At 41.7% G+C, this 25,307-nt stretch carries 26 protein-coding genes; 11 read left to right on the top strand and 15 right to left on the bottom strand.

Features of this window, described 5'->3' with window-relative positions; genetic code table 11:
* Window positions 1-12: 12 nt before the first annotated feature.
* The 4 genes from ACMXYP_RS05020 (at window position 13) to ACMXYP_RS05005 (ending at window position 2,610) form a co-directional block, all read left to right on the top strand.
* On the top strand, window positions 13-924 hold the full coding sequence (locus tag ACMXYP_RS05020) for a DUF692 domain-containing protein (protein WP_415883921.1): 912 nt from the start codon (window positions 13-15) through the stop codon (window positions 922-924).
* On the top strand, window positions 914-1,696 hold the full coding sequence (locus tag ACMXYP_RS05015; RefSeq protein ID WP_415883920.1) for a putative DNA-binding domain-containing protein: 783 nt from the start codon (window positions 914-916) through the stop codon (window positions 1,694-1,696). Before ACMXYP_RS05020 ends, ACMXYP_RS05015 begins: the two co-directional genes overlap by 11 nt.
* 15 nt (window positions 1,697-1,711) lie before the next feature.
* Window positions 1,712-2,191 (top strand): DoxX family protein, encoded by a 480-nt coding sequence (locus ACMXYP_RS05010; protein ID WP_415883919.1) that lies wholly within the window; start codon window positions 1,712-1,714, stop codon window positions 2,189-2,191.
* Between the two features lie 86 nt (window positions 2,192-2,277).
* Window positions 2,278-2,610: a hypothetical protein gene (locus ACMXYP_RS05005; RefSeq protein WP_415883918.1), complete on the top strand. Its 333-nt coding sequence runs from the start codon at window positions 2,278-2,280 to the stop codon at window positions 2,608-2,610.
* Window positions 2,611-2,637: 27 nt separating this feature from the next.
* Here the strand turns inward: ACMXYP_RS05005 and ACMXYP_RS05000 are convergent, their stop codons facing one another.
* On the bottom strand, window positions 2,638-3,864 hold the full coding sequence (locus ACMXYP_RS05000) for a diguanylate cyclase (RefSeq protein WP_415883917.1): 1,227 nt from the start codon (window positions 3,862-3,864) through the stop codon (window positions 2,638-2,640).
* A gap of 308 nt (window positions 3,865-4,172) precedes the next feature.
* Here ACMXYP_RS05000 and ACMXYP_RS04995 point away from each other — a divergent pair, with 308 nt between their 5' ends.
* Window positions 4,173-5,561: an HD-GYP domain-containing protein gene (locus ACMXYP_RS04995; protein ID WP_415883916.1), complete on the top strand. Its 1,389-nt coding sequence runs from the start codon at window positions 4,173-4,175 to the stop codon at window positions 5,559-5,561.
* Window positions 5,562-5,602: 41 nt separating this feature from the next.
* Here the strand turns inward: ACMXYP_RS04995 and ACMXYP_RS04990 are convergent, their stop codons facing one another.
* Together ACMXYP_RS04990 and ACMXYP_RS04985 are read right to left on the bottom strand one after the other, a co-directional pair.
* Window positions 5,603-6,370, bottom strand: coding sequence for an alpha/beta hydrolase (locus tag ACMXYP_RS04990; RefSeq protein WP_415883915.1), 768 nt, complete (start codon window positions 6,368-6,370; stop codon window positions 5,603-5,605).
* A gap of 41 nt (window positions 6,371-6,411) precedes the next feature.
* Window positions 6,412-7,440: a flagellar motor protein MotB gene (locus tag ACMXYP_RS04985; RefSeq protein WP_415883914.1), complete on the bottom strand. Its 1,029-nt coding sequence runs from the start codon at window positions 7,438-7,440 to the stop codon at window positions 6,412-6,414.
* Window positions 7,441-7,548: 108 nt separating this feature from the next.
* Between ACMXYP_RS04985 and ACMXYP_RS04980 the strand changes: the two genes are divergently transcribed.
* On the top strand, window positions 7,549-8,349 hold the full coding sequence (locus ACMXYP_RS04980) for a hypothetical protein (protein ID WP_415883913.1): 801 nt from the start codon (window positions 7,549-7,551) through the stop codon (window positions 8,347-8,349).
* A 229-nt stretch (window positions 8,350-8,578) separates the two neighbouring features.
* Here ACMXYP_RS04980 and hmpA read toward each other — a convergent pair whose 3' ends face one another.
* A complete protein-coding gene (gene hmpA, locus ACMXYP_RS04975) occupies window positions 8,579-9,784 on the bottom strand; it encodes an NO-inducible flavohemoprotein (protein WP_415883912.1) in 1,206 nt (401 codons plus the stop codon).
* 283 nt (window positions 9,785-10,067) lie between these two features.
* Here hmpA and nrtS point away from each other — a divergent pair, with 283 nt between their 5' ends.
* Complete coding sequence (gene nrtS / locus ACMXYP_RS04970) at window positions 10,068-11,153, top strand: nitrate/nitrite transporter NrtS (protein ID WP_415883911.1); 1,086 nt, start codon at window positions 10,068-10,070, stop codon at window positions 11,151-11,153.
* Window positions 11,154-11,228: 75 nt separating this feature from the next.
* Here nrtS and ACMXYP_RS04965 read toward each other — a convergent pair whose 3' ends face one another.
* The gene (locus ACMXYP_RS04965; RefSeq protein WP_415883910.1) at window positions 11,229-11,648 is read right to left on the bottom strand and encodes a cytochrome b562; all 420 of its coding nucleotides are present in this window, start codon (window positions 11,646-11,648) and stop codon (window positions 11,229-11,231) included.
* A gap of 161 nt (window positions 11,649-11,809) precedes the next feature.
* Window positions 11,810-12,439 (bottom strand): pyridoxamine 5'-phosphate oxidase family protein, encoded by a 630-nt coding sequence (locus ACMXYP_RS04960; protein WP_415883909.1) that lies wholly within the window; start codon window positions 12,437-12,439, stop codon window positions 11,810-11,812.
* Between the two features lie 128 nt (window positions 12,440-12,567).
* Here ACMXYP_RS04960 and ACMXYP_RS04955 point away from each other — a divergent pair, with 128 nt between their 5' ends.
* On the top strand, window positions 12,568-12,744 hold the full coding sequence (locus ACMXYP_RS04955; RefSeq protein ID WP_415883908.1) for a CCGSCS motif protein: 177 nt from the start codon (window positions 12,568-12,570) through the stop codon (window positions 12,742-12,744).
* Window positions 12,745-12,836: 92 nt separating this feature from the next.
* On the opposite strand, the gene ACMXYP_RS04950 is transcribed toward ACMXYP_RS04955, so the two are convergent.
* Entirely contained in the window at window positions 12,837-13,649 is an 813-nt protein-coding gene (locus tag ACMXYP_RS04950; RefSeq protein WP_415883907.1) for a fatty acid desaturase, read from the bottom strand.
* A gap of 132 nt (window positions 13,650-13,781) precedes the next feature.
* Window positions 13,782-14,630, bottom strand: coding sequence for a LysR family transcriptional regulator (locus tag ACMXYP_RS04945; protein ID WP_415883906.1), 849 nt, complete (start codon window positions 14,628-14,630; stop codon window positions 13,782-13,784).
* Between the two features lie 118 nt (window positions 14,631-14,748).
* Between ACMXYP_RS04945 and ACMXYP_RS04940 the strand changes: the two genes are divergently transcribed.
* Window positions 14,749-15,426 (top strand): FMN-dependent NADH-azoreductase, encoded by a 678-nt coding sequence (locus tag ACMXYP_RS04940; RefSeq protein WP_415883905.1) that lies wholly within the window; start codon window positions 14,749-14,751, stop codon window positions 15,424-15,426.
* 21 nt (window positions 15,427-15,447) lie between these two features.
* On the opposite strand, the gene ACMXYP_RS04935 is transcribed toward ACMXYP_RS04940, so the two are convergent.
* The 5 genes from ACMXYP_RS04935 to ACMXYP_RS04915 all read right to left on the bottom strand — a co-directional run bounded on the left by ACMXYP_RS04935 (window position 15,448) and on the right by ACMXYP_RS04915 (window position 19,277).
* Window positions 15,448-15,876, bottom strand: coding sequence for a DUF6010 family protein (locus ACMXYP_RS04935; RefSeq protein WP_415883904.1), 429 nt, complete (start codon window positions 15,874-15,876; stop codon window positions 15,448-15,450).
* A 38-nt stretch (window positions 15,877-15,914) separates the two neighbouring features.
* Entirely contained in the window at window positions 15,915-16,496 is a 582-nt protein-coding gene (locus ACMXYP_RS04930; protein ID WP_415883903.1) for an NAD(P)H-dependent oxidoreductase, read from the bottom strand.
* Window positions 16,497-16,726: 230 nt separating this feature from the next.
* Complete coding sequence (locus ACMXYP_RS04925) at window positions 16,727-17,908, bottom strand: acetyl-CoA C-acyltransferase family protein (protein WP_415883902.1); 1,182 nt, start codon at window positions 17,906-17,908, stop codon at window positions 16,727-16,729.
* A 303-nt stretch (window positions 17,909-18,211) separates the two neighbouring features.
* On the bottom strand, window positions 18,212-18,973 hold the full coding sequence (locus tag ACMXYP_RS04920) for a substrate-binding periplasmic protein (RefSeq protein ID WP_415883901.1): 762 nt from the start codon (window positions 18,971-18,973) through the stop codon (window positions 18,212-18,214).
* A 58-nt stretch (window positions 18,974-19,031) separates the two neighbouring features.
* Window positions 19,032-19,277: a DUF2164 domain-containing protein gene (locus ACMXYP_RS04915; RefSeq protein WP_415883900.1), complete on the bottom strand. Its 246-nt coding sequence runs from the start codon at window positions 19,275-19,277 to the stop codon at window positions 19,032-19,034.
* Window positions 19,278-19,861: 584 nt separating this feature from the next.
* On the opposite strand from ACMXYP_RS04915, the gene ACMXYP_RS04910 reads away from it, so the two are divergent.
* Window positions 19,862-21,556, top strand: coding sequence for a methyl-accepting chemotaxis protein (locus ACMXYP_RS04910; protein WP_415883899.1), 1,695 nt, complete (start codon window positions 19,862-19,864; stop codon window positions 21,554-21,556).
* A 182-nt stretch (window positions 21,557-21,738) separates the two neighbouring features.
* Here the strand turns inward: ACMXYP_RS04910 and ACMXYP_RS04905 are convergent, their stop codons facing one another.
* Both ACMXYP_RS04905 and ACMXYP_RS04900 read right to left on the bottom strand, forming a co-directional pair.
* Complete coding sequence (locus ACMXYP_RS04905) at window positions 21,739-22,311, bottom strand: YdeI/OmpD-associated family protein (RefSeq protein ID WP_415883898.1); 573 nt, start codon at window positions 22,309-22,311, stop codon at window positions 21,739-21,741.
* 177 nt (window positions 22,312-22,488) lie between these two features.
* Window positions 22,489-23,601, bottom strand: a complete 1,113-nt coding sequence (locus tag ACMXYP_RS04900; protein ID WP_415883897.1) for an ABC transporter substrate-binding protein — start codon at window positions 23,599-23,601, stop codon at window positions 22,489-22,491.
* 466 nt (window positions 23,602-24,067) lie between these two features.
* Here ACMXYP_RS04900 and ACMXYP_RS04895 point away from each other — a divergent pair, with 466 nt between their 5' ends.
* Window positions 24,068-25,291, top strand: a complete 1,224-nt coding sequence (locus ACMXYP_RS04895; RefSeq protein ID WP_415883896.1) for an EAL domain-containing protein — start codon at window positions 24,068-24,070, stop codon at window positions 25,289-25,291.
* Window positions 25,292-25,307 lie beyond the last annotated feature (16 nt).

Genomic DNA, 25,307 nt, shown 5'->3' with positions numbered 1-25,307 from the left:
AGGAGAAAAAAGATGTCCTGCCTCTACACGGATAAATTTACCAAAGAAACCTGTAAAGCTATGGTCGGAGTCGGTTTACGCCACCAGCATTATAAGGAGGCATTACTCGGAACATCGTCCATTGATTTTGTAGAACTGCATGCCGAAAACTTCTTTGCCGAAGGCGGCATTATCCCTGAACTATTAAACGATATTGCTCAACAGTATCCAATTAGTTTGCACTCTACATCGATGGGTCTAGGTTCAGCAATTGGGATAAACAGAGAGTATCTGCTGCGCTTAAAGCGCCTGTCACAGCAGATTCACCCCATTTTAATCTCTGATCACGCTTGCTTTACTTGGAGCCACTTAAATGGGAAATCAGTGCACGCAGGAGATCTTTTACCGCTTGAGTTTACGCAAGCAAGCCTAAAGGTTATGGCGGATAATATTGATCAAGTACAACAACTACTCGGTCGGCAAATCCTAGTAGAAAACTTGTCCGCATATATTACTTTTCCACATTCACAAATGAGCGAAACGGAATTTCTCTCACAATTAGTACACTTGACCGGTTGTGGGCTGTTATTGGATCTGAATAACTTACTTGTTAATGCCCATAATTTCAGTGAACACCCCGCTTTAACTAATGCTGAAGACTGGATAGATCAAATTCCCATAAACGCCGTAGGTGAAATTCACCTAGCAGGCTATACCTCGATTAAGCAAGGTGAATTGATCATTGATGATCATAGCCAGCCCGTATCAGACGAATGTTGGGCGTTATACCAAAGCACATTGCAATTAACAGGTCCGGTTACGACCCTTATTGAATGGGATAACGATCTACCCTCCTGGCATGCACTATTAACACAAGCAGAATACGCAAAATCAATCATGCAAAATATCACTCTTCCAAAAGAGGAGTTTGCCCATGCCATCTGAACGCACTGCTTTAGATAACCGCCAAGCAGCACTTATCAATATGATATTCAGCGGCATTCAGTCTTCCACCGTACATCCATTCCACCCTGAGGAACAAGGAATTCAAATCTATAGAAACAACCTATTAATTACCGCAACCAGAGCCCTGTGTATGAACTATCCAGTAATTGAAAAAATGCTTGGACCTAAGACCATGGGGCTTTTAACTCAGCAGCTTCTAGAGATAGAACTACCTAACAGCGGTGACTGGGCGGACTTTGGTAAAAGCTTACCAGCTCTAATAAATAAAGGCCCTTTGCATCAAGAACATCCTTATTTGGAAACAACCGCAAAGCTTGAATGGCATTTAAAGCAAGCGGCAAGAAGCACAGTAACAAATCTTGATATTGCTTCACTTTCTCACCTCTCCGACACCGATTTAGGCGCTGTTTATATCCAACTAGGAGAAAATATAAACCTGCTTACAAGTGCCATTAGAGTTGATGAGCTTTGGCGACTCCATCAGCCAGGCAGAAATAAAGACTTACTTAACAGTGAAAACCTATTAACTGTTCTCATACCTCAAGATAAACCGTACTGGTTTGTGATCTACCAAAAAGACCATCTTCCCTGCATCAAATCAATCTCTGAAGCAGAGTATCGATGGTTCTCAGCCATACAATCTGGCCACAGCCTTTCTGATCTTCTAGAGCAATTCCATCAGTTTGACTTTAGCCAATGGTTATCTGAAGCCATTGAACAACAATGGCTAAAAAAACTCAGCAAACGATAAGATAAGGAGCTCACAATGATTCACTGGATTAGAAGCACATACCATAATTATTTAGACCACGAAAAAGTACTTAATAAAGCTCATATAGTGGCATCTATATTTTCTCGGTTTTACATAGCCCAAGTATTTTTCAATGCAGGTTTAACCAAAATACAGGATTGGGACACTACGCTATTTCTTTTTGAAGAGGAGTATCAAGTACCTTTCCTATCATTTGAACTAGCTGCTGTTCTTGGAACCATGAGCGAGCTAATTCTTCCCATATTATTATTTACTGGATTATTAACGCGCTTTTCTGCCGTAGGGCTATTCATTGTCAATTATGTAGCTGTTATCAGCCTCATCGAAATAGCGCCAGCGGCTCTTTATTTGCACTACATTTGGGGCCTTCTTCTAACTCACATCATCATTTACGGTTCCGGCCCTATTGCACTCGATAATGTGGTCCGAAAAATAAATCCGAAAATGCACATGAATAAAGAAATACTCACCTAGAACGAACTAGGCACAGAGGAAGTAAAAAATCATGCTTCCTCTTATATCCCTACCCAGAACTAAACCATTACACAGGTAAAAAAATTATGCCGCTAGACAGTAGGAGTAACTTTAAAAGTGTAGCCCCTTTCGACAACAGTAAGCTGGCTATAATGACTCCAAATCAACAACAAAGACTACGGGATTTACAAATAAATGTTGGGCAAAAATTAGTAATTAAAAACGGTTTGGAGATCATCGTTTCTTTCAGTACAAATGGCTGGCGCCACTTTAGAAATGCTGATGATGTAAAGCACAGCTATTCTTTAATGACCGATCTAGAGTTAGTCGATAAGCTAAAAGAAAAATACGGTAATTCACTCTCCATTTTTGAATACCCAAGGAATGAAAGACCGACGCTCGCCGAGGTTTATAAATAGTCTGTAATCTCTATTTGTTAGGGCTACCTATGTATCTACTCGAACCTGATTTCGGCCTTCTGACTTCGCAACATATAAGGCCTTATCAGCTCGGCATAAAAACGCTTGGCTATCCTCACCCGAAATATATTCTGCAACACCAAAACTTGCTGTAATCACTAAATTCGGTTCACCTTCGTATTCTCCTATATCCAGTCTGATCTTTTCTGCTAGAACTGTAGCTCCTTGTTGATCAGAGTGAGGGCAGATAATAAGGAACTCCTCCCCACCCCAACGACCGACAATATCACTAGCACGTACTCCCTTTTTAATTAAATGAGCGGTAGCAACAATGACATCATCACCTGTTTTATGGCCGTAGGTATCATTAATCATTTTGAAATGATCTAAATCACACATAATGATAGATAAAGGTTTTTGATAGCGTTTCACTCGTTCTATCTCCAAAAGCATTGCATCATCAAGCTTTCTTCGATTATGTAAACCTGTAAGTTGATCAGTTACTGCCAACTTACTAATCTCATCCGTCGCCTCTAGAATCCTTTCTCTCATACGTCTAAATTCTAGAAAAAGCTCACCGATTTCATCATCCCTTACCAACTCAGGGGAGAGATCACTTCTTGCCTTTTCTAAATTAGAAAAACTTTTCAGCCTCTCTTCAAGCATTCGAATCGGATTCAAAACTAACCACCACAGCACGGCCATTGTACTGAAAGTCACGAAGGCAGAAATAATAAGAACCAAACCCGCTATACGTCCCACATACATTCTTAATTCTTCATCAATAAACCCTACATCTAAGCGCATTGTGATCAGGCGATTGCCAACTTCTGGAACAATCAACTGCCATTGAATATCTAGCCTCTTATACTCTCTATGGAAATGACTTTTACGGCCTGATGAAAAATTGGAGGCTAAAGCCATGCCCTCCAAATCACCTACGTTAATCATTGGCTGTCCATTTTCTTCTAGTTTAAAGCCCAGAATATTATCCGTGGAGAGGGAATGATTTAGGGACTTAACAGACCGAAGATCTAAAGGGATGGTGCTTCGACTGAAAAGGTTCATAACCAATAAGTTAGCCAATTGTTCCTGTTTATAAGCCAGCTCATTTTCACGTTTAAGGTAAGAAGGAATGAGAACCAATATTTCAATAATGACAAGAGAGAGAAAAACAAAGAAGGCAATTTTTCGAGCCAATTTAGATCGTAAAGCAGCTACTACTAAGGAGACTTCAAACCTATTCCTTTCCATTAACAAGCACCCTCTGGAGAAACTCAGAAATGGGGATTACGAACAAATAATATTTAGGCTATTTAGTATAGCCTATAGGGAACAACGCTAAACCAAATTAACCATGAACAGGGTTATCCCCTCCCCTAAGTTTTTGTCTACCTGTTTCGCTCCAACAACGTTAAAAATCCTAAAGCTTAACCAAAAATTGATCTATTTCAGCTTAGTTACATTTGCACCTCACAACAGTACGCAGTGATGCATTGGCTAGGCTAAAGTTAGATCAGCAAGAACCTAGTCGCTAGTTAATCTGAACTGGTACAACATTGATGAAGCAAAGTATAAAAACCATCACGGTTAAGAAAATCTTAGTGTTAGCGTTTTCTTTCTTGGTCTGTACGTTGATTATTATTGGAGTTAATTTTCAGGAATTAATTAATTCCACTATGCGTGATAAAGGCATATCCATCGCTCAATCAATTGAGAACACATTAACTCAACATATGCGTGATGGGTCTTTTGAAATGAAAGAGGAGATTGTCTATACAGCAAATTCCTTACCGGGTATCGAGGATCTCAAAATCGTTCGAACCCCCAAAATGAATTACCAGTTTAGCCTGCCTACACAAAATGACTTACTCTCAATTCCAAGAATCCAACAAACGTTTGATAGCAAAGAGATCTATCTAGAACTCCCTAATCCATTTGAAGAACCTGCTTTAATTAAAATCTCTTACCCCTACTTGGCAACAGCTAAACACGGCTTGAACTGCGTAACCTGTCACGATGCCGAGCACGATGATGTGCTCGCTGTTTTAGATTTTAAAGTGGACACCACTCAATATCGTTGGATGTCTGCAACCTACCTTTACACGCTCATGGCTTTTTACCTATTAACCTTGATAGGCGTCGCACGTCTTTTGTTCTGGGTCCTCGATAAAAACGTGACCGCACCATTACGCTGGTTAGTTAAACAAACCAAAGAGAGCTACGAACAACATGTCAGCATCGATACACAAAGAATAGAAGCCTTAGAACTCGATTATTTTGCAAACAAAGTAAATGAATTTAATGAACTCGTTTTAAAACGAAACCAAGAACTTGAAGAAATAAACGAGGAGATAATTCTCACACAAAAAGAAATTATTTTAGCCATGGGTAACACCTGTGAAACTCGTTGCCAAGAAACAGCAAGCCACGTAATACGTGTTGCAGCGGTAAGTGCTTTGATCGCAAATAAAGCTGGATTACCACAAGAAGAATGTGAAACGATACAAACTACAGCCCCTATACATGATATTGGCAAAGTCGGTATACCTGACGAAATTTTAAAGAAACCGGGCAAATTCACGCCTGAAGAATACAAAATCATGCAAACCCACTGTCAGATAGGTTTCGATATATTTCGCCATTCAGAACGGCCGTTATTAAAAACAGCTAGTATAATTGCGCTTCAGCACCATGAACGCTGGGATGGTAAAGGCTATCCGCAAGGTCTCAAAGGCGAAGATATTCATATCTACGGAAGAATAGTCGCTATCGCTGACGTCTTCGATGCACTGATATCACCACGTTGTTACAAAACGCCTTGGAGCCCTGAAAAGGTATTCGACTATTTCAAGGAAAAAGCGGGAAGTCAGTTCGATCCTAAACTAACCCAACTTTTACTCGATAATTTCGAGCAAGCACATCAAGTCGTCCTGAAATACCATGAATAGTATTCCCTAAATGATATAACCATAGTTAAACCGGTTATCAATTATTCCGAGGTGAACGAACGCAACAGTTCATGGTAGTTTGGGGCAGACGAAATACTGTTATGCCCTGCAGTTTCAAACTTGTAGAACGACGCTACGCCATCGGTAAAGCTACCAAATAATTTCATCGAACTTGCTTCAGAGATCACAGTATCTCTACCTGCAAGGAGAATAGCTGTACTCGCTTTTACCTTAGGTGCATATTGCCAAGATAAGTATTTATCTTTTAATAACAGCGACACATGAATGCCCCAATAACGCTCACTCGCTACATCCTCAATACTGCTATAAGGCGTTATCAAAATTAACTGCTGAACTGTTTTTTCAGCTGCTAATCGAGTAGCGATACCCGTTCCCAAACTTCGCCCCATCAGCACAATTTTAGGATTGTCTTGTGCAATTTGTTGGTACAAAGCTAAGGCATCTTGATAGATTAGCTCCTCTCCGGGATGTCCATCGCTACCATAACCCCTGTAATGCATTAGGTATAACGAGTGTTCTGGAAAAGTTTGCTTAAACTTGGCTAAGCGTTGCGAGACATCTTCAGCATTCCCACCGAAATAGATAAGAGCTTTACCAGTATTCCTAGTTTGAATAGTTATGACTGTATTGCCCACTTCCGTAGGAATCAGCAGGGTATGCTCTTCCCTAGTTTCTTGGCGGTCTTGTGGAAAATACAGGAGGCTGTCTTGATTAAAGTAGAGAAAGGCGCAAAGCAGTAGGTAGCCAAAGCCACCTAAAAATATAAATTTTAAGACTGTTTTTTTCATAGTCAAAAATTCGCAATGCGCCCTTAAAAACTTAAGTAAGCTTATTCAACCAGCAACACTTCAATACGACGGTTTTTAGCGCGCCCCTCAACAGTGTTGTTATCCGCAACAGGCTGTTGATCAGCAAACGCTCGAGCCTGTAGACGCTCTTCAGCAACACCGAGTTCAACAAGCTTATGCAATACACTCAATGCTCTTGCAGAAGAAAGCTCCCAGTTGGTTGGGTACTTAGCCGTTAAAGCGCCTTTCACCTGAACATTGTCAGTATGGCCGGCAACAACAATTTTATTCTGATCTTGTTTAATCGCAGCTGCCAATTTTTCGATCAATGCGATACCTTCTTTGGAAAGCTCGCTACTGCCTGATGCAAATAGCACTTGAGAACCCAAAGTAAGCTTAACCCCAGCAGTTGTTTGAGCAACCTCTACGCCTTCCAATTCCTGTTTCAGGTTAGTGAAAGACTTTTGGCTTTTATGACGATATTGCAGCTCAAACACAAGATCATTTACAGAGTCAGCATAGAAGGCAAGACTGTTGTTTCTTTGTACCCACTGCCCTTCACGGTTGGCTTTGTGGCTCACAACCTCCAAGTTTTGCGGCATCACAAACACCATAGCAACCTTATCAAAACCACCGGTATTCCATTTACCGAAGCGGCCTTTCTTATTCTTGGTTTTACCATCCCAATTGCTGATTTGGAAAGTTCCGTTAGCATCCAGAATTAACTGTTTTTCATCCCGGAAATTACCCATTTTCATGAGCGCAAAATCACCACCACTGAAAGTGATAATGTTATGAGAAGGTTTTTTATTAGTATTCCAACGGTACTCTTTAGGGAAAATATACAGGTAATCAGCTAATGCTTTTTCCTCTGTACCGTCATCATCCTCTTGCTTCTTTAACCACAGATTGTAGCTACTATAACGCGTTCGCGTGGTGGTATAGCTAACATAATCTTCGCCGTTTTCTTGAATAAAATAGATTACTTCTGATACCCCAGCAGCCTGCACCTGCATAGCCATTAATGCGCTAGACATTAGAATCAGTAGTCGCTTAAAGACATTACACATGAAAAAATCCTTTACGGTGTTATCATCGATGAAGCAGGGATAGTACCCTATTTGCTCTTGAGCATAAGTATATTTTTCATACAATTAACTCATTAACTAACAATTTCTATGACCAATGTATTTCTCTCTTTAATATCAGTTCTTGTTAATTTATTTCTGCTATTTATCTACTTCTATTTATTAAACTTCCCTGCCAACTTTATTTTAAGTGCACTTAGTATTGGTTTAGCCCTAGCTAATATTTACTATCTCATGACAGTAAAATTTAAAGAGGTATTCTGCGAATATATACGGGCTTTTAAAGCTCCCTCTCAGGTATATAACTACTCCGTCCAACTAACAAAACCTGAAAATTCCGCGTTACGCTGCTTTGAATGGAAGCCTTTGCCCGACAATAACTTTTTCACGACTCTTTCTACAGCCAACAACAGTTTTATCACTAAGCGCGTATTTGCAGATCGGGTAAATTCATTGAATATCATAGGCTTAGTAATTATTACCACTGCAATAATTCTTCCTTTTGTTTTAACAGACATCAGCACTATAGATTCAAATGAGGTCGTTTCTATCTTGGGTTTGGCTGCTCTCGCTGGAACCGCTATCTATCTAGCCTATGCTGAGCTACGTCCCAAGCAGCAGTTTCATATCAACAACACCGGCATTTATAAATCCAGCAATTCAAATTTACTCCCTGACAAGCTACAAGCTTCTAACCCAGAAATTCAGTGCCTTCAGGTCATTTCTCACCCCTGTAAAAACAGCCGTTTAGTAATTTATTACCAATTAAATGCTATTAAACATGGTGGTCAAAGAATTCTTTTGTTAGAAAATCAAAGTCGGTCAACTATCGAAGAAGCATCTAAAAAATTATCAGAACTACTGAGTTGCGAAGTAGTAAAACTTAAATAACCCTTTTTACTAAAACGAAAAAAAGGAGATCACAGCGATCTCCCGAAACACGCTAAGAAGAACCTTAGCCTGAGGTGGGGATGAATAAAAATACCCGCCAGTTAACCCGCTCTACTTGAGGGAGATAGAGCGAGTTTCAATTTTAACCGGTCATGCTGATGCAAAGCGATGTGACATCATCAACACGACCGACTGGCAGCAAAACCCTGGCGGGTAAAACTTCTAGCTATTAAAGAGTTGAGCTTGGACCAAACACTTCGTAATGAAGCTGCTCTTCAGGAACATTTAGGCCAGTTAACTGTTGGTGGATGGCATGCATAAACGGCAGCGGTCCACAGAAGAAGAAATCAGCATCTAATGAGCAATACTGCTTAATCTTGTCAGCGGTAATATAACCATGGTGGTCATAATCTTTACCCTTCTCTGCCCCGTAAATATCTTCATAAAAAGTTGCAGTAGATAGATTAGATAGATCATTCTTCAGCATATTAATGTGCCCACCAAATGCATGCGCATCTTTAGAGCGGGTACCGTGTAACCAGCTAATTTTTCGAGAATCTCGTTTTAAAATAAGCTCATTAAGCATGCCCAATACAGGCGTGATACCAACACCACCGCTAATCAATACAACAGGCCTGTCATTGTCTTTTACAAAGAACTCACCTCCAGGCATATGAATAGGAACGATATCACCCTCTTCGACCTTGCTATGTAGATGATTAGAAACCAAACCATCCGGCGTATTTTCATCACCACTGGTTTCTGCTTTTACCGAAATGCGATAGACATCTTCACTATGAGCATCAGACAAGCTGTACTGACGGATCTCGGTAAACTCTAGATCGGGATCCTTAATTCTCACGCTGATAAACTGACCCGCTTTATATTTAGGTAACGGTTTTTCATCTAGAGGCGCTAAATAGAAAGAGGTAATTTCGCTACTTTCTTTTACCTTCTTCACTACACTGAAGTCTTTAAACCCTAACCAGCCTTGACCCTCTTGCGAATTGTCATACAGATTAGCTTCCGCTCCGATTAAGATACTGGCTAATAACTCATAGGCCTCAGCCCAAGCGTCGATCACTTCATTAGTGGCGATATCCTCACCTAACACTTCTCGAATCGCCTTTAGTAGATTTCGACCTACAATCGGATAATGTTCTGGCTGCACATCCAAACTAAAGTGCTTAGCCGCAATACGGTGAACTTCTGGCCCAATGGCTTCCAATTTATCTATATGCGCTGCATAAGAGAGAATCGATGATGCTAGCGTTGATTGCTGGCGACCGTTTGCTTGGCTCACCATGTTAAAGACATTTTTAAGTTCCGGGTTCTCTTCAAATAAAAGACCATAAAAGTGCTTAGTCAGATCAGTACCTACTTCTTGAATAAGCGGAACAGTTGATTTCACGATGGCTATTGATGTTGGGTTCACAACTAATACCTCTTTGCCGTCTCTTTAAATGTATTTTTGATACATCTTATAGACGGATCATTAAGATGTAAATACAATACACGTTATAAGTTTCAGAACGACTGCAGGACTTATAGATAAAGGTCTTTTAAATCATTAAGTTAACTCGATTAATTTTTTAATTTTAATAGTTCAAACACCCTAAACATCTATAGGCAAAGACTAAAAAGGAACTAATTGATCTACGGATGGAGCAGAAATTTCTTGCTTGAAATAACATCATATTGAAGAAGAGGATAGATTCTTGAATAACGATAACTGGGTTAAACCCACCCTTATAAGATCATCCATCATTGCCATTGTTGTAGGCACGCTACTCAACCTAATTAATCAGGGCGATCAATTTTTTGCTGGATACTATGTTAATTGGCTCAAAGTGAGCCTGACCTACTGCGTTCCCTTCTCGGTATCGCTATTTAGCAGCTGGTTAATCATCCGTAGTCGGCCAGAGCCAAAACCTTGCCCAGAGGTAATAAACCATCAACGCTTAGTTGGGAATGAACTTAACTCATTAACCGACTTTGCCCAAAAAGTCCTAAGCAACGCGACCAAGGTAAATAAAGCCTCCACTGAGCGACTCGCATTTTTACAGTCACTCTCCACCAGCATTAATTCCTCTATAAAAGAATTAAACAGTATCGGCCAAACGCTAGAAGGGAGTGAAAGTGATCTTGGGGGGATTCAATCTAATTTCGGAAAACTCATGGACCAAACCTCTCTACTCGGTAACGAAATCCATCAATTTTCCGATGCCTCGCAATCGCTTAAACATGAGATCGCGCAATTTTTAGCATCATTTGAAGGTATATCCTCGCTGGCGTCTGCAATTACAACCACATCAGAGCAAACTAACTTACTTGCCCTGAATGCCGCGATTGAAGCAGCTCGAGCAGGAGAAGCGGGTAAAGGCTTTGCGGTAGTGGCTGATGAAGTAAAAACACTGGCACAACATTCGCGCGAAAATGCACAGGATATCGATCAGAACCTAGAAAACCTGAAACAACATGAGATCCGTCTTAAAACTCAACTAGAACTGATCGAGCGCACAGTAAACAACTCACTAAAAACCGTGAGTACAGGTACAGAGAATGGCATGTCTTCTATAACCGATGAAACGCTATCTAAAATCGATACGTTATTCAGCCATATTCAAGCAATCAATGAGCGCACCTCAGAAGAGCTAGAAAACTTCCAGGAGATCTCTCAACAATTTGAAGCAGTGATAGGCGATGCACAAAAAGCGATTGATGGCTCAGCAGCCAACATTACATTTGGGGCATCGATGGTGGATCTGAGTTCTACTATGTCATCTAAGCTCAAGATCGCTTAGATTGAAAAATAACTTAATCTGACAGCGCACATAGGAATGAGCGACTGTCAGATTAAATTGGAGCGTAAATCAGCCTTAGTCGAAGATGCTGAGGAACAACTCCCACTTACTTGGCTTCGCCTTCTTGTGATATTCCTTACGTAGTTCATCCACTGCTTCAAGCTGCTTCTGAACCTGCTTTAGATTATCAGCCGTCGCAACTGGAATCCCATTTACCAGTTGTTCTACTTTTTTCAAACCTTCAAGAGAGATCACTTTGCGCTCAGGCGAAAAGTCATAAGCCTGCGCGTTTTTTAGATGATCTTTGAAGATATCCATTCGTTGGTTAAAACCCTCTGCCGAGCTACTCACCATCGCTTCTTTATACTGCAGACGCATCTCTTTCATGGTCTGTTTTAAAGTTAGCGGGTTACCAGCACTTACATACCCACTTGTTGTGAACATCACAGCAACTAACAAAGAACTAAATAACGTTTTAAAAGCAGAGAACTTCATAAAAAATCAACCTACATAACATCAAGATATTTACCGAGCAGGTAATATATCAGATCTGACGATTAGGCTGAATCAAAGCGTAGTCATGTTAAACGCGCTTCAAGATAGTGGGGCTGGAATTGGATAAGTAAAATCCTGCGTCCATGCAGGTATTATCTGGTTTAGTACAAGGTATTTTTAACCCTATCTTCGATAATCTCCTCTACCTTTTTTACCTCTTCGGCTGATTTAGACGGATCGATCTGTGCCATTAGAATCTTACCCAGGCTTGGCATGATTTTCCGATCAACTCTCGATTCAGCCTCCCATAACTTAGAACGCGTAATCGCTTTAGCACAGTGAAAGTAGATCTCTTTGATAGAGATAACGATGGCGGATTTCGGCAACTTACCTTGATGCTCACAACGCTCCAATACAGAAGCATTCGTAACAATTTTGGCAGTGCCATTAACTCGAAGACATTCACTGAACCCCGGCACTAACACCAAAAGTCCAACATGTGGGTTCTCAATAATATTACTTAAGCTATCTAATCGATTGTTGCCGGGGCGATCTGGGAGAATAATCGTACTGTCATCCCAAATTTGAATAAAACCAGCATGATCTCCCCTTGGCGAGCAATCCATATTGCCTTGATTATCCGATGTAGCCAGCAACATAAAAGGCGATAACTCTATGAATTGCTGACTAAATTTATCGAGCTGAGTCTTTTGCTTTTTAATCACAAGCTCCATCGGCAGACCATATAACTCTCTAAGTTTTTCTACCGAATCGATCTGTTCAAATTCCATAACCCCCTCCCCTTAATATCTGATTCAGACTAGATAAACCGCTTATCTGCATCTTGATAGTTGACTAGAATACTATGGAATCTTAACATGTATACAAAATACATTTAATATTATATAAAGGTATTCCTATGTCATCTCTACTAAAAAGCCTGTTCAAGAAAGATAAAGACGTTGCTGAAACTGCAACAACAAAAGAAGCATCCGCTGTAGAAGTAGCTGTTAAAGGTGATGGTAACAGTCAAGAATCGAATGAGAAGAAAGGTAAACATGGTCAGCCAGGTGTGTGCTGCGGCTCATGCTCATAAAACTGTACTAACAATGCGGTAACCTCGGTTCCCTTAGCCGAGGTTACACCCTATAAATAAGATAGATGCAGCGGTAAGACTGCGAGCTACCCTCAGCCTCTTAAAAGAACGCGAGTTAAGATGGACTTACGATAAAGGTTTTCTGGAATTTTATGCTCAATCTTCGCATGTAGTTCCGGCAATCTTGACCAATGTACACCCTGCTTATGATGATGCGCTGTATGGTAACCAAGGTTTCCAGTCAGGCGATTAAAAAGTGGGTTTAGATTATTGTAGGAAGCTTCAAACTCATTCTCTGTATCCAACCCAGAGTGATGTTCATATGTTACATAGGAGGTAAACAACAAGCTGGTAATCATCGGTAAAACAAACAACAACAAACCCGCAACAGGGTTATACCAAACCAATGCCGCAACAATAGCGAAGGTAATTACTGTATAAGTTAAAAAGGTAGATAACTGTTTAGGATGTTTTTTGCCAACTTGATAACCGCGACTATAGGCCGTTAAAGCAACATTTAATGTGTACTCAATAGCTCCCATCTGCTTACCATCTTTTCGCTTCCAACGACTTTCATCTTTCTCTTGATCAAGAAAGTTAAGGTGATGACCTAAAACATGGTGCAAACGCCATAAATGCGTCGTTACCCCAGTGTGCAAAGCATAAACAAATTCTAATAGGCGATTTAGAAAGTTATTTCTAAAAGTGAAAAGGTGCTGATGGTGGTGATTCCACGCACAGATCACCCCTTTCGGAATAATCATCAATAGATAGTAAAGCGTCAGCGCAACAGGGTCACTCACTGTAAAGTAAAGTACAAAATCAACTACAGTAAGGCTCAAGATAATCAACACTGGCAAGCAGTCTTCTTTATACCTGAACCCGAGTAAACCACTATCTTTCATAAGAGATATCACACCGAACTAAATTTGGCTGACAAACATAAAGGAAACAGCCTTGACTGTATATAAGAAATACTAACAACACTGCTGAATAAGCAGGATTATTGATCTAAGTAACTATCCAACTTTTATTAGTCAAAACTGTTCTTCCAACCACTTAGCGAAGATTCGCACTTGGTGAGCATCTCCAGTAAAAGGCGAGAGCCGGTAAGAATAGTTATAACCCTTAAGCCGTGGCATCCCTTTATCTTCAACTAACCAACCTTGCTGACAGGTACTTTCAGCCAGCACATCACTGATCAGTGCATACCCCTGTCCAGCTAACGCTGCTTGTAATGCAAACTGTTCCTGATTAAAGCTACGAGCAGTATAAGTTAATTCATCGAAATGGGGTCGCCATTCTATATTAGCGAGGAAATCATCTTCCCACTCCGTAACAAATAGATTGGGATTATCTGCTAGCTGATCTAAGAAATCCTGTCTGGCATAACAAGCTAACTGTTCTTGAGCTAACAGTCGTTCCTGCGGATCATCACTCTCCAAGCCATAGCGTATCGCTATATCAATTCTCCGATCATGCTCTAGCTCCACCAACATATTACTCGCACAGATTTCGATCTCGATATCAGGGTATCTCAGATTAAATTCGGTAAGGCGTGGCGCCAGCCATAAACTTGCAAATGAGGTACAGCAAGAGATCGTCACCCTATTATTCGGTGTTTTGATCTCTTCTAAACACAAATGCAACTGATTGAGCACAGAGAGCGAGGTCTCTGCTAACGCCTCCCCCTCAGGCGTGAGCTCAATGCTACGCACCTTGCGTTCAAACAGCGTGACGTTTAACTGTGCCTCTAAACTTCGAATCTGATGTGACACTGCAGTAGGCGTGACATTAAGCACCTTAGCCGCTTGTTTAAAGCTCAAATATTGCGCAGCAATGGCAAAGGTTTTGATGGCATTTAGCGGTGGCAGCTGACCCAACATGATCTAAACCCGAATCTATAGATGAATAAAACTTACTTATAAGTAGCAACTATTCGTTTGTCAATCTAGCAACTCGAGCGGGAAAATTAACCTAAATACAATGATCACGGAGCTCCAAATGCCAACCATCCTACACATAGATTCCAGCGCGCGTGGCTGGCAGCCAAACGGCGAGAAACATCAATCTATTTCACGCCATATAGCCCACCTTGCGGTAACCACCTTTAAAGATATGATCCCTGATTGCGAGGTTATTTATCGTGATTTAGCTAAGAAACCACCAGAATTCATCAATGAACAGTGGATTGCGGCATGTTTCTCGGAATCACCTACTGATGAACATAATAAAGCCCTTGCGCAATCCGACCAATATATAGCTGAGATAGAACAAGCAGATATCATTGTGCTCTCTTCACCTATGTATAACTACGGTATGCCCGCGGTATTAAAAGCATGGTTTGATCAAGTCATTCGCATAAATAAAACTTTTTCATTTGATCTAGCTAGAGGTGATTATCCACTTGAACCTATCCTCAGTGGTAAGCAGTTAATCTTATGCACATCCTGGGGCGAATTTGATTTTGCAAAAGGAAAAGAACGAGCGCATTTGAACCACCTTTCACCGCATATTGAGCAGTTAAGTCCTTATCTAGGCGTAGATAAATTTTATGAAATCAGCAGTGAATATCAGGAGTTCTCGGATCAACGTCACAAAGCGTCATTAGAAGCGGCACAACTCAAGGCAGTTGAACTTGCACACTCCATAGCCGAAACCTATGCAACAGCTGTGGCTTAGAGCTTTTCGGAATAGTTTCAATTAACTTTGAACAGCGCCTTTAAACAAGGCGCTTTTTCGGAACAGATACACCGCCACAACTAAATCAAACGAAATACACATAACTGCATACCACTCAGGTGCAAAGTGCCCGCCTGCTCCAACCAGATGCAACCCAACATCCCAAACAGGATGTAACAACCAACCCAGCGCTAAGAAATGAAGCCCAAAGTGTTTAGCCAATAGGTAGGAGCTGCCATATATCAACACGCCAACAGTTTCGATAAATAACCAAGTCGTACTCGCACCATATAGCACAGCAAAACCTATATAAATCAGCGCAGCAATAACTAGTGCTACACCAAAGATATTAATCTGCTCTTGCTCTGCTCTACCCTTTGCGAACTTAATTAAGAGTCCACCGCCCGCTAACCCGAATAGTAGCCACAGAATCGTATCGAAATGCTCCATATAGCACCTACCACCAAACGGTGTATATATTAGATCGGCTAAAACTTAGCTTTAATCTTATTAACAAAGGCTTCTACGCGATCTATAGACGCATCTTCACTTTTATAAAACGACAGCATCTGGAATTTACAGCCTTTGGTACACGCACCTAACAGAGCTATTTTGAGGACCTTCTTAACCGGCTGGCACAAGATAAACAGATCGACCCACCAAGGAGATCCCAAAGTGGTAACTACTTTAACCTCTTTAAGATTATTCAAGCGCGGCTGAATAGCCCCAAGATCTTTTGCATGATCGTAAGCAAAACCCGGCGCCCACACACGATCAAACCAGCCTTTTAGCATTGCCGGAAAACCAAACCACCAAGTAGGAAAGATCAGTACGAGGGATTCGGCTTCTTGCAGTTGCTGTATATCTGTTTTTAATCGAGAGTCGTCAAACTGATCAGCGTAGTAACTCCGACGCTCATCTTCTTTAAGCGCGGGCTCAAAATCCGATTCGTAAAGATTAAGTAGTGTGATCTCATAACCCTTTGCCGTTAAATGTTTAACCGTTTCATCACAAAAATGATGACACAAACTATCCTTCAACGGATGGGTCAATACTACCAAGCACTTCACGCGACTCTCCTTAACTTATTACAGCGATGCCCAAACCCTATAGCGATCTGGATTCAATTTAAAGTCGTTAAAGTGCAACAAAAGCGTTAGGAATAGTGACGGGTAGAGAAGAAATAAGGAAAGAGATATTTAAAGGGAATGAATTGCGTTAAACAGTGATAAAAAAACCTTACACCCGATAACTAAACCGGATGTAAGGTATAAGGTATAAGCTATCTAATCAGAGATGATTAAACTCGCTCAAAGATTACCGCGATACCCTGACCGCCACCGATACACATAGTTACCAGTGCGTACTTACCTTCGATACGTTCAAGCTCGTAGACAGCCTTAGTCGCAATGAATGCACCAGAACAACCTACTGGGTGACCTAATGCAATGGCACCACCATTCGGGTTGGTTTTCTGCATATCCAAACCTAGGCCTTTAGCTACCGCAATCGCTTGAGCTGCAAACGCTTCGTTAGACTCGATCACATCCATATCATCCAAGCTCAAACCTGCTTTTTGCAAAGCGAGCTTAGTTGCTGGAATTGGGCCTTCACCCATAATCTCGTTGGATACACCTGCAACCGCGTAAGACTTAATCTTAGCGATCGGCTTTTGACCGGCAGCTTCAGCGGCTTCAGCAGACGCCAATACGAAGAACGCTGCACCATCGTTGATACCCGATGCGTTACCCGCCGTTACCGTACCGTCTTTCTTAAATGCTGGGCGCATACCTGCCAGTTTCTCAGCAGTAGTGCCTGGCTTACCATGCTCGTCAGTATCGAATACAACTTCGCCTTTACGTGTTTTCTGCACGATAGGTACGATCTGAGACTTAAAGCGACCTTCTTCAATCGCAACAGCCGCACGACGTTGCGATTCAGCAGCTAGCTCATCTTGATCTTCACGGCTGATATCCCACTTCTCTGCCAAGTTCTCAGCAGTGATACCCATGTGACCAGCACCAAATGGATCAGTCAGTACAGATACCATAGAATCCAGCATTGTGGTTTCACCCATGCGAGCACCAGAACGCATCGCTGTGGATAGGTAAGCACCGCGAGACATCACCTCAACACCGCCACCGATACCGTAATCGCAATCACCTAGCATGATCTGCTGAGCAGTAGTCACAATCCCCTGTAAACCAGAAGAACATAGACGGTTAACCGACATCGCTACAGATTCCATCGGCAGGCCAGCCTGAATCGCAGCAACACGCGCAACATAAGCGTAGCGAGATTCCGTAGGAATACAGTTACCTACAGTTACATAATTAATTTTCTCTGGATCAGCACCTGAACGATTAACCGCTTCCTTCATTACCTGACCTGCCAGCTCAGCCGGCTCCATAGTACTTAGGCTTCCGCCGAATGCACCGATTGCTGAACGTACAGCACTAAGAACTACAACTTCTTTAGTCATGATTGATCATTCCCCATATTGTTATATCGCCCGTAACTTCACGCAGAAATTAACTACCGGCTTATCGTTGTCCCATCTTTTTGAATAAGTGAGCTTCCGCTCATTTAGGCAAATTGAATAAACACAATATCACGTGGTTATGAACAAAAAACAATCAACCATAGGTATAGGGGCCAGTCCAGTAGGTTTGGTTAGCGAAGCGTAACCCAAAAAAATCAACGAGAATAAGTTCAAAACATGGTGCGATACACTTCGTTATTGCATCCTACTGACTGAATGCCAGTTAGAAGGGAAAATCTGAATTTATAAGTATTTGTCTCTAAGCGCTTCTAATGTATTTTGCGATTGAAGCTTCTTATAGGCTTCATTCAGCTTATCAATAGACAACTTAGCTTTACTCTTTTTCGAGATTTGTACCCAAGGGGTATTTTCTTTGACCACCAGCGGTTTGCCAAACAAACTAAAGTCATCATTGAGTTGTTTAGCTGCGCTTAAAATAGGATCGATCGGTCCGATAATGCCATCAACTCGTCCCCTTTTGAGCATTTTAACGCCTTGTACAAAATCAACTGTGCTGTACTTTCTAATCTCAGGGTCATTATCAATTTGTTCACTGAACTTAGCCCCTCGCAGATAAGCAAGCTCCTTGCCTTTTAAACTCTCAACCGATTCAAATACAGTTCCCTTCAATCCAATCACTACGGTTGGCAAAGCAGGTAAAGGAGCTACATAGATTACATGATCTTTTAACTCTTCATATTTGAACATGATAGTCATATCAGCTTTGCCTGACTTAAGCTCCCTGATTATTCGACTGTACGGCGCTACTGAGTTTTCAGGATGATAGCCAGCCTGTTCGATTAATTTATTTGCCATCTCATAATAGATACCTCCCGTGCTCGAAGGGCCTTCAATGCCATAAGGGGGAAAGCCAATAGTCCTAACAACTATTAGCTCGTGGCTTTCAGAAGATAGAGATTTTGGTTCTTCTACTAACGAGCTCTCAGCCCTAGCGGAGCCCTGAAGCAATAGAAAAAGAGAAAAGAAAATGGATACGTATTTCATGCTTTCATTTTAGACCTAATCCAAACGACACAATGAATAGAACTTGTCTAAGTATTAATTAAGGAGTCGGTTTCTCAAGCTCTTGAACCAAGTAACTCGCATCCTCAACTTTTTCCACAAATACGCGGTTTGCATCAGCTAAGGCTTGATTATAAAAATGAGGCCCAATCTCTTTAGCAAAGAACTCGATCAAAAACTCTGCTTCAAAACCGCCAATATCCTGATCCAGCTCCTCAGTAAAATAACGCTTAATCTTACTCACCATGCGATTTTTTTGATCTTGAGATAGCTTTATATCTTTCATAAACCCTTTGCTTTCTGGCTAACAACAACTGGGATAAACGATCTTAAACCATCCAAGGACAATAAGATTCAATATATTCACCTTGCTCCATCAACCAATAACCAAAATCAATTACGCAGTCGCACAAAGGCTTTATATTTAGCGATTATTCTTCATCAATAAGCTAACTAAAGAAACACAAAGGCTGAGAACGGGAACAGGAATTTACCTAGGATCATCAAATATGCATCCAAAGCCTATTTCAGTTTTAGAGCAACACCCACAAAACCCTCTACCAATGACAATCTACAGCACCAAACTTGAGCAAGATCCCCGACCTAGCCCCAGAAAATCGCACCTTCTTAGTGCACCGTAAAAACCATTCTAATTAATTGCTAAAAAACTAATAAAAAATATAGGTTTCTTTGTAAAACTACGCATTTTGCAACAATTATTCTGTTATATTCAAAACAGCTAAAAAGCTAATAAGCCTATGTTTTATAATGATTTAACACTACTTAAACCATACATAAAACAAGGTTTATATAAATTATAAAGTTACAAAAAATTCACAAGTGCATAATTAAGAATGGGAGCGCATTTAGATGTTGCTTAGCTCACTCAAAATTTCTTCGCGGATAGCCCTGTTCGCGGGGATCAACTTAATACTTATTCTCACCCTTGGTGGTGTCGCTACATACCAGATGAACAAGATTGGTATCGAGTTAATCGAAGTAGCAGAAGAAGACCTACCTATAACCAATATGCTTTCAAAAGTGGCTCAGCATCAACTAGAGCAAGCCATTCTTTTTGAGCGTAGCCTCTCTTACGCAACCGCAATAAAGTACGGCGACGATCGTTCACAAGAGATGCTAACAACGACAAAAGCATTTAACTCTTTGGCTGATAAAGTAGATCAGGAGTTCAAGCAACTAGAAGAGCTGCTTGAGCATGCAATTACCAAGGCACATAGCGCAGAAACCAAAGAGCAATTTGAATCCTTACTGACAACCATTTTGGACATAGACAAAAATCACGCCGAATACGACGAGTTAGCTCTATCGTTATTCCAAAAGGTCAAAGATGGATACGCGGCATCTGCTATTGCTTCAGCCGACCATATTATTGAACTCGAAGATAAAATTGATCATGAACTGATTGATGCGCTTGATCAGATTCAAGCCTTCACGCTTGAAGCCACACAGCGTGCCGAGCACGACGAGCTTAAAGCACAAAAGCTGATTATGATTATCTTTGTGGTCGCACTTATTTTGGGTGTTTCCCTAGCCTTGATGATCTCTCGTGCAATTACTGGCCCTGTGAGCAATATGCGTGATCGTCTAAAAGAGATCTCCGATGGTGATGGCGACCTGACTGTACGCCTACCCGTAAGCGGTCAAGACGAAACGGCTGAAGCGGCCGCAGCGTTTAACCGCTTGATGGAGAAGCTGGGTAAGATGGTGATGACTATCCGATCGACATCAACGCAACTGGTTCAACGATCTGAACAGTCGATTGTCTTGATGGACGCTACCCGCGACCAAGTTGAACAACAAAAACGCGAAACAGAACAAACTGCTACTGCTGCCGAGCAGATGTCAGGCAGTATCACTGAGATTGCGCAATCGACCGATCATGCAGCAGAACTTGGCCAAGGAGTGCTAGAAAAAGTTCAATCTGGTTCTGGAATCGCTAAGCAAAATCAGCAAGCGATCGAACAGCTCAATATCAATGTCGAAAGCGCTGCCACTCAGCTTAACTCTCTAGCTACCGAAACAAACCGAATCAGTGAAGTGCTAGACGATATCCGCGGCATCGCAGAACAAACCAACCTACTTGCTCTTAACGCCGCGATCGAAGCAGCACGTGCGGGCGAATCAGGCCGAGGCTTTGCGGTAGTAGCCGATGAAGTACGCACTCTTTCTCAACGTACTCAATCATCCACTGAGGACATTCAAGAACTGCTAGAGAACCTACAATCAGCAACTAATAGTGCGATCTCTGTGATGCAAAAAGGCCAAGAGAATGCTGGCCACTGTATCCAACAAGCCAACCATACCGCTGCTGAACTAGAAGAGGCATCTGCAGCAGTAGAAGGAATGGCTGCCATGAATACGCAAATTGCCGCAGCAGCTGAAGAACAGTCGGCAGTGGTAAAAGAGATCCATGCCAGCCTTTCAAGCATTTCGCTTTACGCTAACAGCACCAATGACAGCGCCAACCAGACCTCTAATATAAATAAAGAAGTAAGTAGTGAGTTACTTCAGCTTAACCACTTGGTCTCAGAACTAAGGGCTTAATTTAGTTGCTAGGCAGGTTGTAGGTTGGGTTAGCGAAGCGTAACCCAAAAAATCGATCCCCCTAGGTCACAACAGGGTGCAATACACTTCGTTATTGCACCCTACTTAATAGTAAATCTACCACGTAGGCGTAATTTGCGAAGCGTAACCCAACAATTCCAGAATATTCTCGCCAATAATAATTATGGATACTCACCACGAGTAAGCGCATCCATATACTTATCAAATCGACGTTGGCGAGTCTCTGGTCTCTTAGCGCTATCTAAACCATGCGCGATGACATAACGTCTAGATTTAGTCAGCGTTTCATAAAACGCTTTCGCCTCTAGGTTACTTTCTAGCGCTTTAATGAAATCCTCAGGCACTTCCATTTCGCTGGCGGTATAAGCATTTTCCCAGCGACCATCAGCTTTAGCCGTATTGACTTGGACCATCCCCGATTCAGTCATACGACCTTCACTAATCAAACGCTCGGCATGATCTCGGTTTCGTTTCGACCACACACTTTTCGCTTTCCTTGGTGTAATCCGTTGCAGGTAAGCTTGTTCATCAATCGACTTTTTAATGCCGTCGATCCACCCCCAACACAGCGACTCAATCACTACATCATCCCAAGTCACGCTCGGAATAGCGCTTTTCTTTTTATAGATATTTACCCATAACTCAGTTTCAGAGGCATGGTTATCTCGCAACCATTGCCCCAACTCTTCAGCGGTAGCAAAGGACTTAACTTTCTTGGGATCAGGTTCGGTCATAGGTAAAGCTCAAATATTGAAGAGTTTTGAAAATCAGGATCTTACGGAGTTTCACTATAGAAGTGAAATAGAGTCTAGACACTGAATTTTACTGCCTTCAATACTGCAAACAATGAGTTCAAGCAGATAAGCATTGAGACTAGATATTAAGAGGAATGAACTACCTTAAATCGAATATTACGGCTCTAAATCAAGCGCATCTAATACGGCCTTGAGTTCAAAATTATATTGCGTTATTTCAGGGTTATGGGTTTTAGAAAACGATTTAAAGTTAATTTTCTTCCAATTATTTTTTTCAATCAGAGGAGCATAATCTTCAAAACTTTCTTTCGTAATCAAGCTCATATTTGTTTTCATCTTAAGCCCTTCACTATCCATAAAGTCATGGCCGTTCAAAAAATCATAAACAACGACCAACGCCCAAGCGCCCTCCATAAAGTGACCTCCAGCAGTGGCTTGAATCTGGTTAAGGTCAACACCCTCTACGCCTTGTCTAGACCAATCAACACCGCCCACAAGAATGTTTTGCCTATATGTTGGAGCGAGCGTTGTTAATGCATCAAACACACCTAACGCCATACCGTCACTTGCTGTCCACACTGCATCTACATTGGGGTAACGCAGGATAAGCTTGTTAAATGTCCTACGTGCACGGCCTCTTTCCCAATTAGCCCTCACAATTTGGAGCAAATTTGTTTTCGAATATTCTTCAATCGCTCGTTGCAAGCCTCGTTCTCGTTGAATACTGGCTGAGGTACCGTAAGGGCCACTAATCGCAACCATATTCACCGCACCGTCCTCAGAAGATTTACTGCTACGTTGTATCAGGTATTTAGCTAACTCGTAGCCAGCCATTTCATCATCCGGAAGCATTTCACCAATGTAATTTTGAAAATACTGTCTAGGCGATCCTATGGCCTTATCCAAAATAGCTGAATTTTCGATGAGCACAGGCACGCCCGCCTGTTCAGAAAGTTTAAGAATTCTTGCGCCGCTTTCTTTAACGCTAATAGCGATAATTGCGTCGAGTTGAGGAGTTGGAAACAGTAGTTCCCTCGCCTTCTCATGACCTAATAAATGGTCATCATTGGCTTCTATTATGTGTAATTCAACACCCAAGTCATCAGCAGCAGCCTGCATAAAACCAACAACAGGCCCGTAAAACATATCATCTGCCGTTCGAGAGATGAAATATCCAACTTTGAATGTTTCAGCATAAGTGGCTGGGGCTACTGTGATTAATGATAAGAGCAAGAAAATTAAGCTGAATTTATGTAGTAGCTGGAACATGTCGTGCCTCATATAAAATGAATCACTTCACTGTGAAATGGTGAGGGCTAACCAGCTAAAAAGTAATGATTTTCGGGTTGGAAGCCCTTAGGGCGTATGGACTATAATTGGGAGCTAGATAGACAAGATTGAAATGCAGAGTTCATACCTTTCTATTTTGTGAGTCCTTTACAATTACCCATATCAGTTATACGGCCATCTATAACGTTAAGTATTGTGAGTGACTTCCAGCCTGTCAAAATATTTGAGAGGAGAACTTAAGGGGTAAACGCCACTTCCCCACTATAAAAAAATTCCTTCTCTTACTTAGATACATACCACTATTGCTCTGGGAATTTATAACAAGCCTATTAATAAAGAACCCAGCGCCATAAAAAATAGACTCTGTCCTATTGTTTGGCAGTTAAAAAGCTAAACTTCTAAGAAGCACCGTGCCTATAAATGTTGACCAGAGAGGAACCCCGTTGTGGAAACTGAAGGTTATCGAATTCAGCTACCCGCTGGCGCTGTGATATTTCAGGAAGGCGAAGCCGGTGACCGCGCCTATATTGTAGATAGTGGTCTAGTTGGTGTTTCTACAAAAATTAAAGATCGTGATCTTCGCTTTGCCATCGCTCAACACGGCGATATTCTCGGCGAGATGGCTCTGATCGACGACGGTGTTCGAACAGCTACAGCTACCGTATTAAGTGATGCTGAGTTGATCGTTATTCCAAAAGAGTACATTCACCGCTTAATTGGCACTGCAGATCCAACCGTAAACTTGCTGATGCAGATCGTTCTACAGCGTTATCGAGAGATGAAAGGCCATTTTGATACCGTCTCAGCAGGCGGCTCAATTGACAGCATCGAAGTAAAACCGAAATTAGAAAACGACCGTCTCAAAGAACAAACCGAGATGGCCGTTCGCCGTGTCACTGAAGAGCAACGCTTACGTGAAGCCTTAGATAATGATGAACTTCGCCTGTTCTACCAACCCATTGTCGATCTACAAACAGGTTTAATACTCGGCTGTGAAGCGCTTATCCGCTGGCAAGATCCCGATCGCGGTCTAGTACCACCCATTCAGTTTATCGCCCTAGCAGAAGAAACCGGCCTGATCGAACCTATCGGCCACTGGATCTTTTCCGAAGCGCACCAAGCAGTTAAGGAATTTAACCAGCTTGCTGATAAAGATCACCCCTTCTTTGTTAGCGTAAACCTCTCTAGTCGACAAATTGAAACCGATGCACAAGTTGAAGCACTAACCGATCATCTGTTGGATAACGATATAGAACTCGCTAACTTTAAGATTGAGATTACTGAAACTCTGTTAATGTCAGATCCTCTGCGCATCTCGCAGGTACTGACAGATTTCAAACGTTTCGGCTGTAAGATCGCACTTGATGACTTCGGCACCGGTTATTCCAGTTTCAGCTACCTTCACCGCTTCCCAATCGACAGCATCAAGATAGACCGCTCGTTTGTCTCCACTATGGCCGAAAACCCAACCAGTAAAGCCATTGTTCGTACGCTTTGTACTTTGGCTGAATCTTTGGAGATGAGCACCATCGCAGAAGGGGTTGAAGAGGAAAAAGACCAAACCATGCTACAGGCCTTTAATTGTGATTTTGGACAAGGTTATTACTACTCAAAACCTATCCCTAAAGATGAATTTATTGTCTTAATTCAGAAACAGCTCGAGCGCTAACTAAATCAGGCTGAAT

Origin of the sequence: Neptuniibacter sp. QD34_54 (assembly GCF_047778055.1) — a bacterium.
Lineage (GTDB): Bacteria > Pseudomonadota > Gammaproteobacteria > Pseudomonadales > Balneatricaceae > Neptuniibacter.
This window is presented reverse-complemented; position numbering and strand designations above follow the sequence as displayed.

Coding starts and splice junctions, on each gene's coding strand:
- ACMXYP_RS04940 (WP_415883905.1), top strand. CDS start 14,749: ATGCCAACCATCCTACACATAGATTCCAGCGCGCGTGGCTGGCAGCCA.
- ACMXYP_RS04925 (WP_415883902.1), bottom strand. CDS start 17,908: ATGACTAAAGAAGTTGTAGTTCTTAGTGCTGTACGTTCAGCAATCGGT.
- ACMXYP_RS04950 (WP_415883907.1), bottom strand. CDS start 13,649: ATGAAAGATAGTGGTTTACTCGGGTTCAGGTATAAAGAAGACTGCTTG.
- ACMXYP_RS04955 (WP_415883908.1), top strand. CDS start 12,568: ATGTCATCTCTACTAAAAAGCCTGTTCAAGAAAGATAAAGACGTTGCT.
- ACMXYP_RS04960 (WP_415883909.1), bottom strand. CDS start 12,439: ATGGAATTTGAACAGATCGATTCGGTAGAAAAACTTAGAGAGTTATAT.
- ACMXYP_RS04915 (WP_415883900.1), bottom strand. CDS start 19,277: ATGAAAGATATAAAGCTATCTCAAGATCAAAAAAATCGCATGGTGAGT.
- ACMXYP_RS04965 (WP_415883910.1), bottom strand. CDS start 11,648: ATGAAGTTCTCTGCTTTTAAAACGTTATTTAGTTCTTTGTTAGTTGCT.
- ACMXYP_RS04995 (WP_415883916.1), top strand. CDS start 4,173: ATGAAGCAAAGTATAAAAACCATCACGGTTAAGAAAATCTTAGTGTTA.
- ACMXYP_RS04935 (WP_415883904.1), bottom strand. CDS start 15,876: ATGGAGCATTTCGATACGATTCTGTGGCTACTATTCGGGTTAGCGGGC.
- ACMXYP_RS04980 (WP_415883913.1), top strand. CDS start 7,549: ATGACCAATGTATTTCTCTCTTTAATATCAGTTCTTGTTAATTTATTT.
- ACMXYP_RS05005 (WP_415883918.1), top strand. CDS start 2,278: ATGCCGCTAGACAGTAGGAGTAACTTTAAAAGTGTAGCCCCTTTCGAC.
- ACMXYP_RS05015 (WP_415883920.1), top strand. CDS start 914: ATGCCATCTGAACGCACTGCTTTAGATAACCGCCAAGCAGCACTTATC.
- ACMXYP_RS04920 (WP_415883901.1), bottom strand. CDS start 18,973: ATGAAATACGTATCCATTTTCTTTTCTCTTTTTCTATTGCTTCAGGGC.
- ACMXYP_RS04945 (WP_415883906.1), bottom strand. CDS start 14,630: ATGTTGGGTCAGCTGCCACCGCTAAATGCCATCAAAACCTTTGCCATT.
- ACMXYP_RS04910 (WP_415883899.1), top strand. CDS start 19,862: ATGTTGCTTAGCTCACTCAAAATTTCTTCGCGGATAGCCCTGTTCGCG.
- ACMXYP_RS04990 (WP_415883915.1), bottom strand. CDS start 6,370: ATGAAAAAAACAGTCTTAAAATTTATATTTTTAGGTGGCTTTGGCTAC.
- ACMXYP_RS04905 (WP_415883898.1), bottom strand. CDS start 22,311: ATGACCGAACCTGATCCCAAGAAAGTTAAGTCCTTTGCTACCGCTGAA.
- ACMXYP_RS04900 (WP_415883897.1), bottom strand. CDS start 23,601: ATGTTCCAGCTACTACATAAATTCAGCTTAATTTTCTTGCTCTTATCA.
- ACMXYP_RS04985 (WP_415883914.1), bottom strand. CDS start 7,440: ATGTGTAATGTCTTTAAGCGACTACTGATTCTAATGTCTAGCGCATTA.
- ACMXYP_RS05000 (WP_415883917.1), bottom strand. CDS start 3,864: ATGGAAAGGAATAGGTTTGAAGTCTCCTTAGTAGTAGCTGCTTTACGA.
- ACMXYP_RS05020 (WP_415883921.1), top strand. CDS start 13: ATGTCCTGCCTCTACACGGATAAATTTACCAAAGAAACCTGTAAAGCT.
- ACMXYP_RS05010 (WP_415883919.1), top strand. CDS start 1,712: ATGATTCACTGGATTAGAAGCACATACCATAATTATTTAGACCACGAA.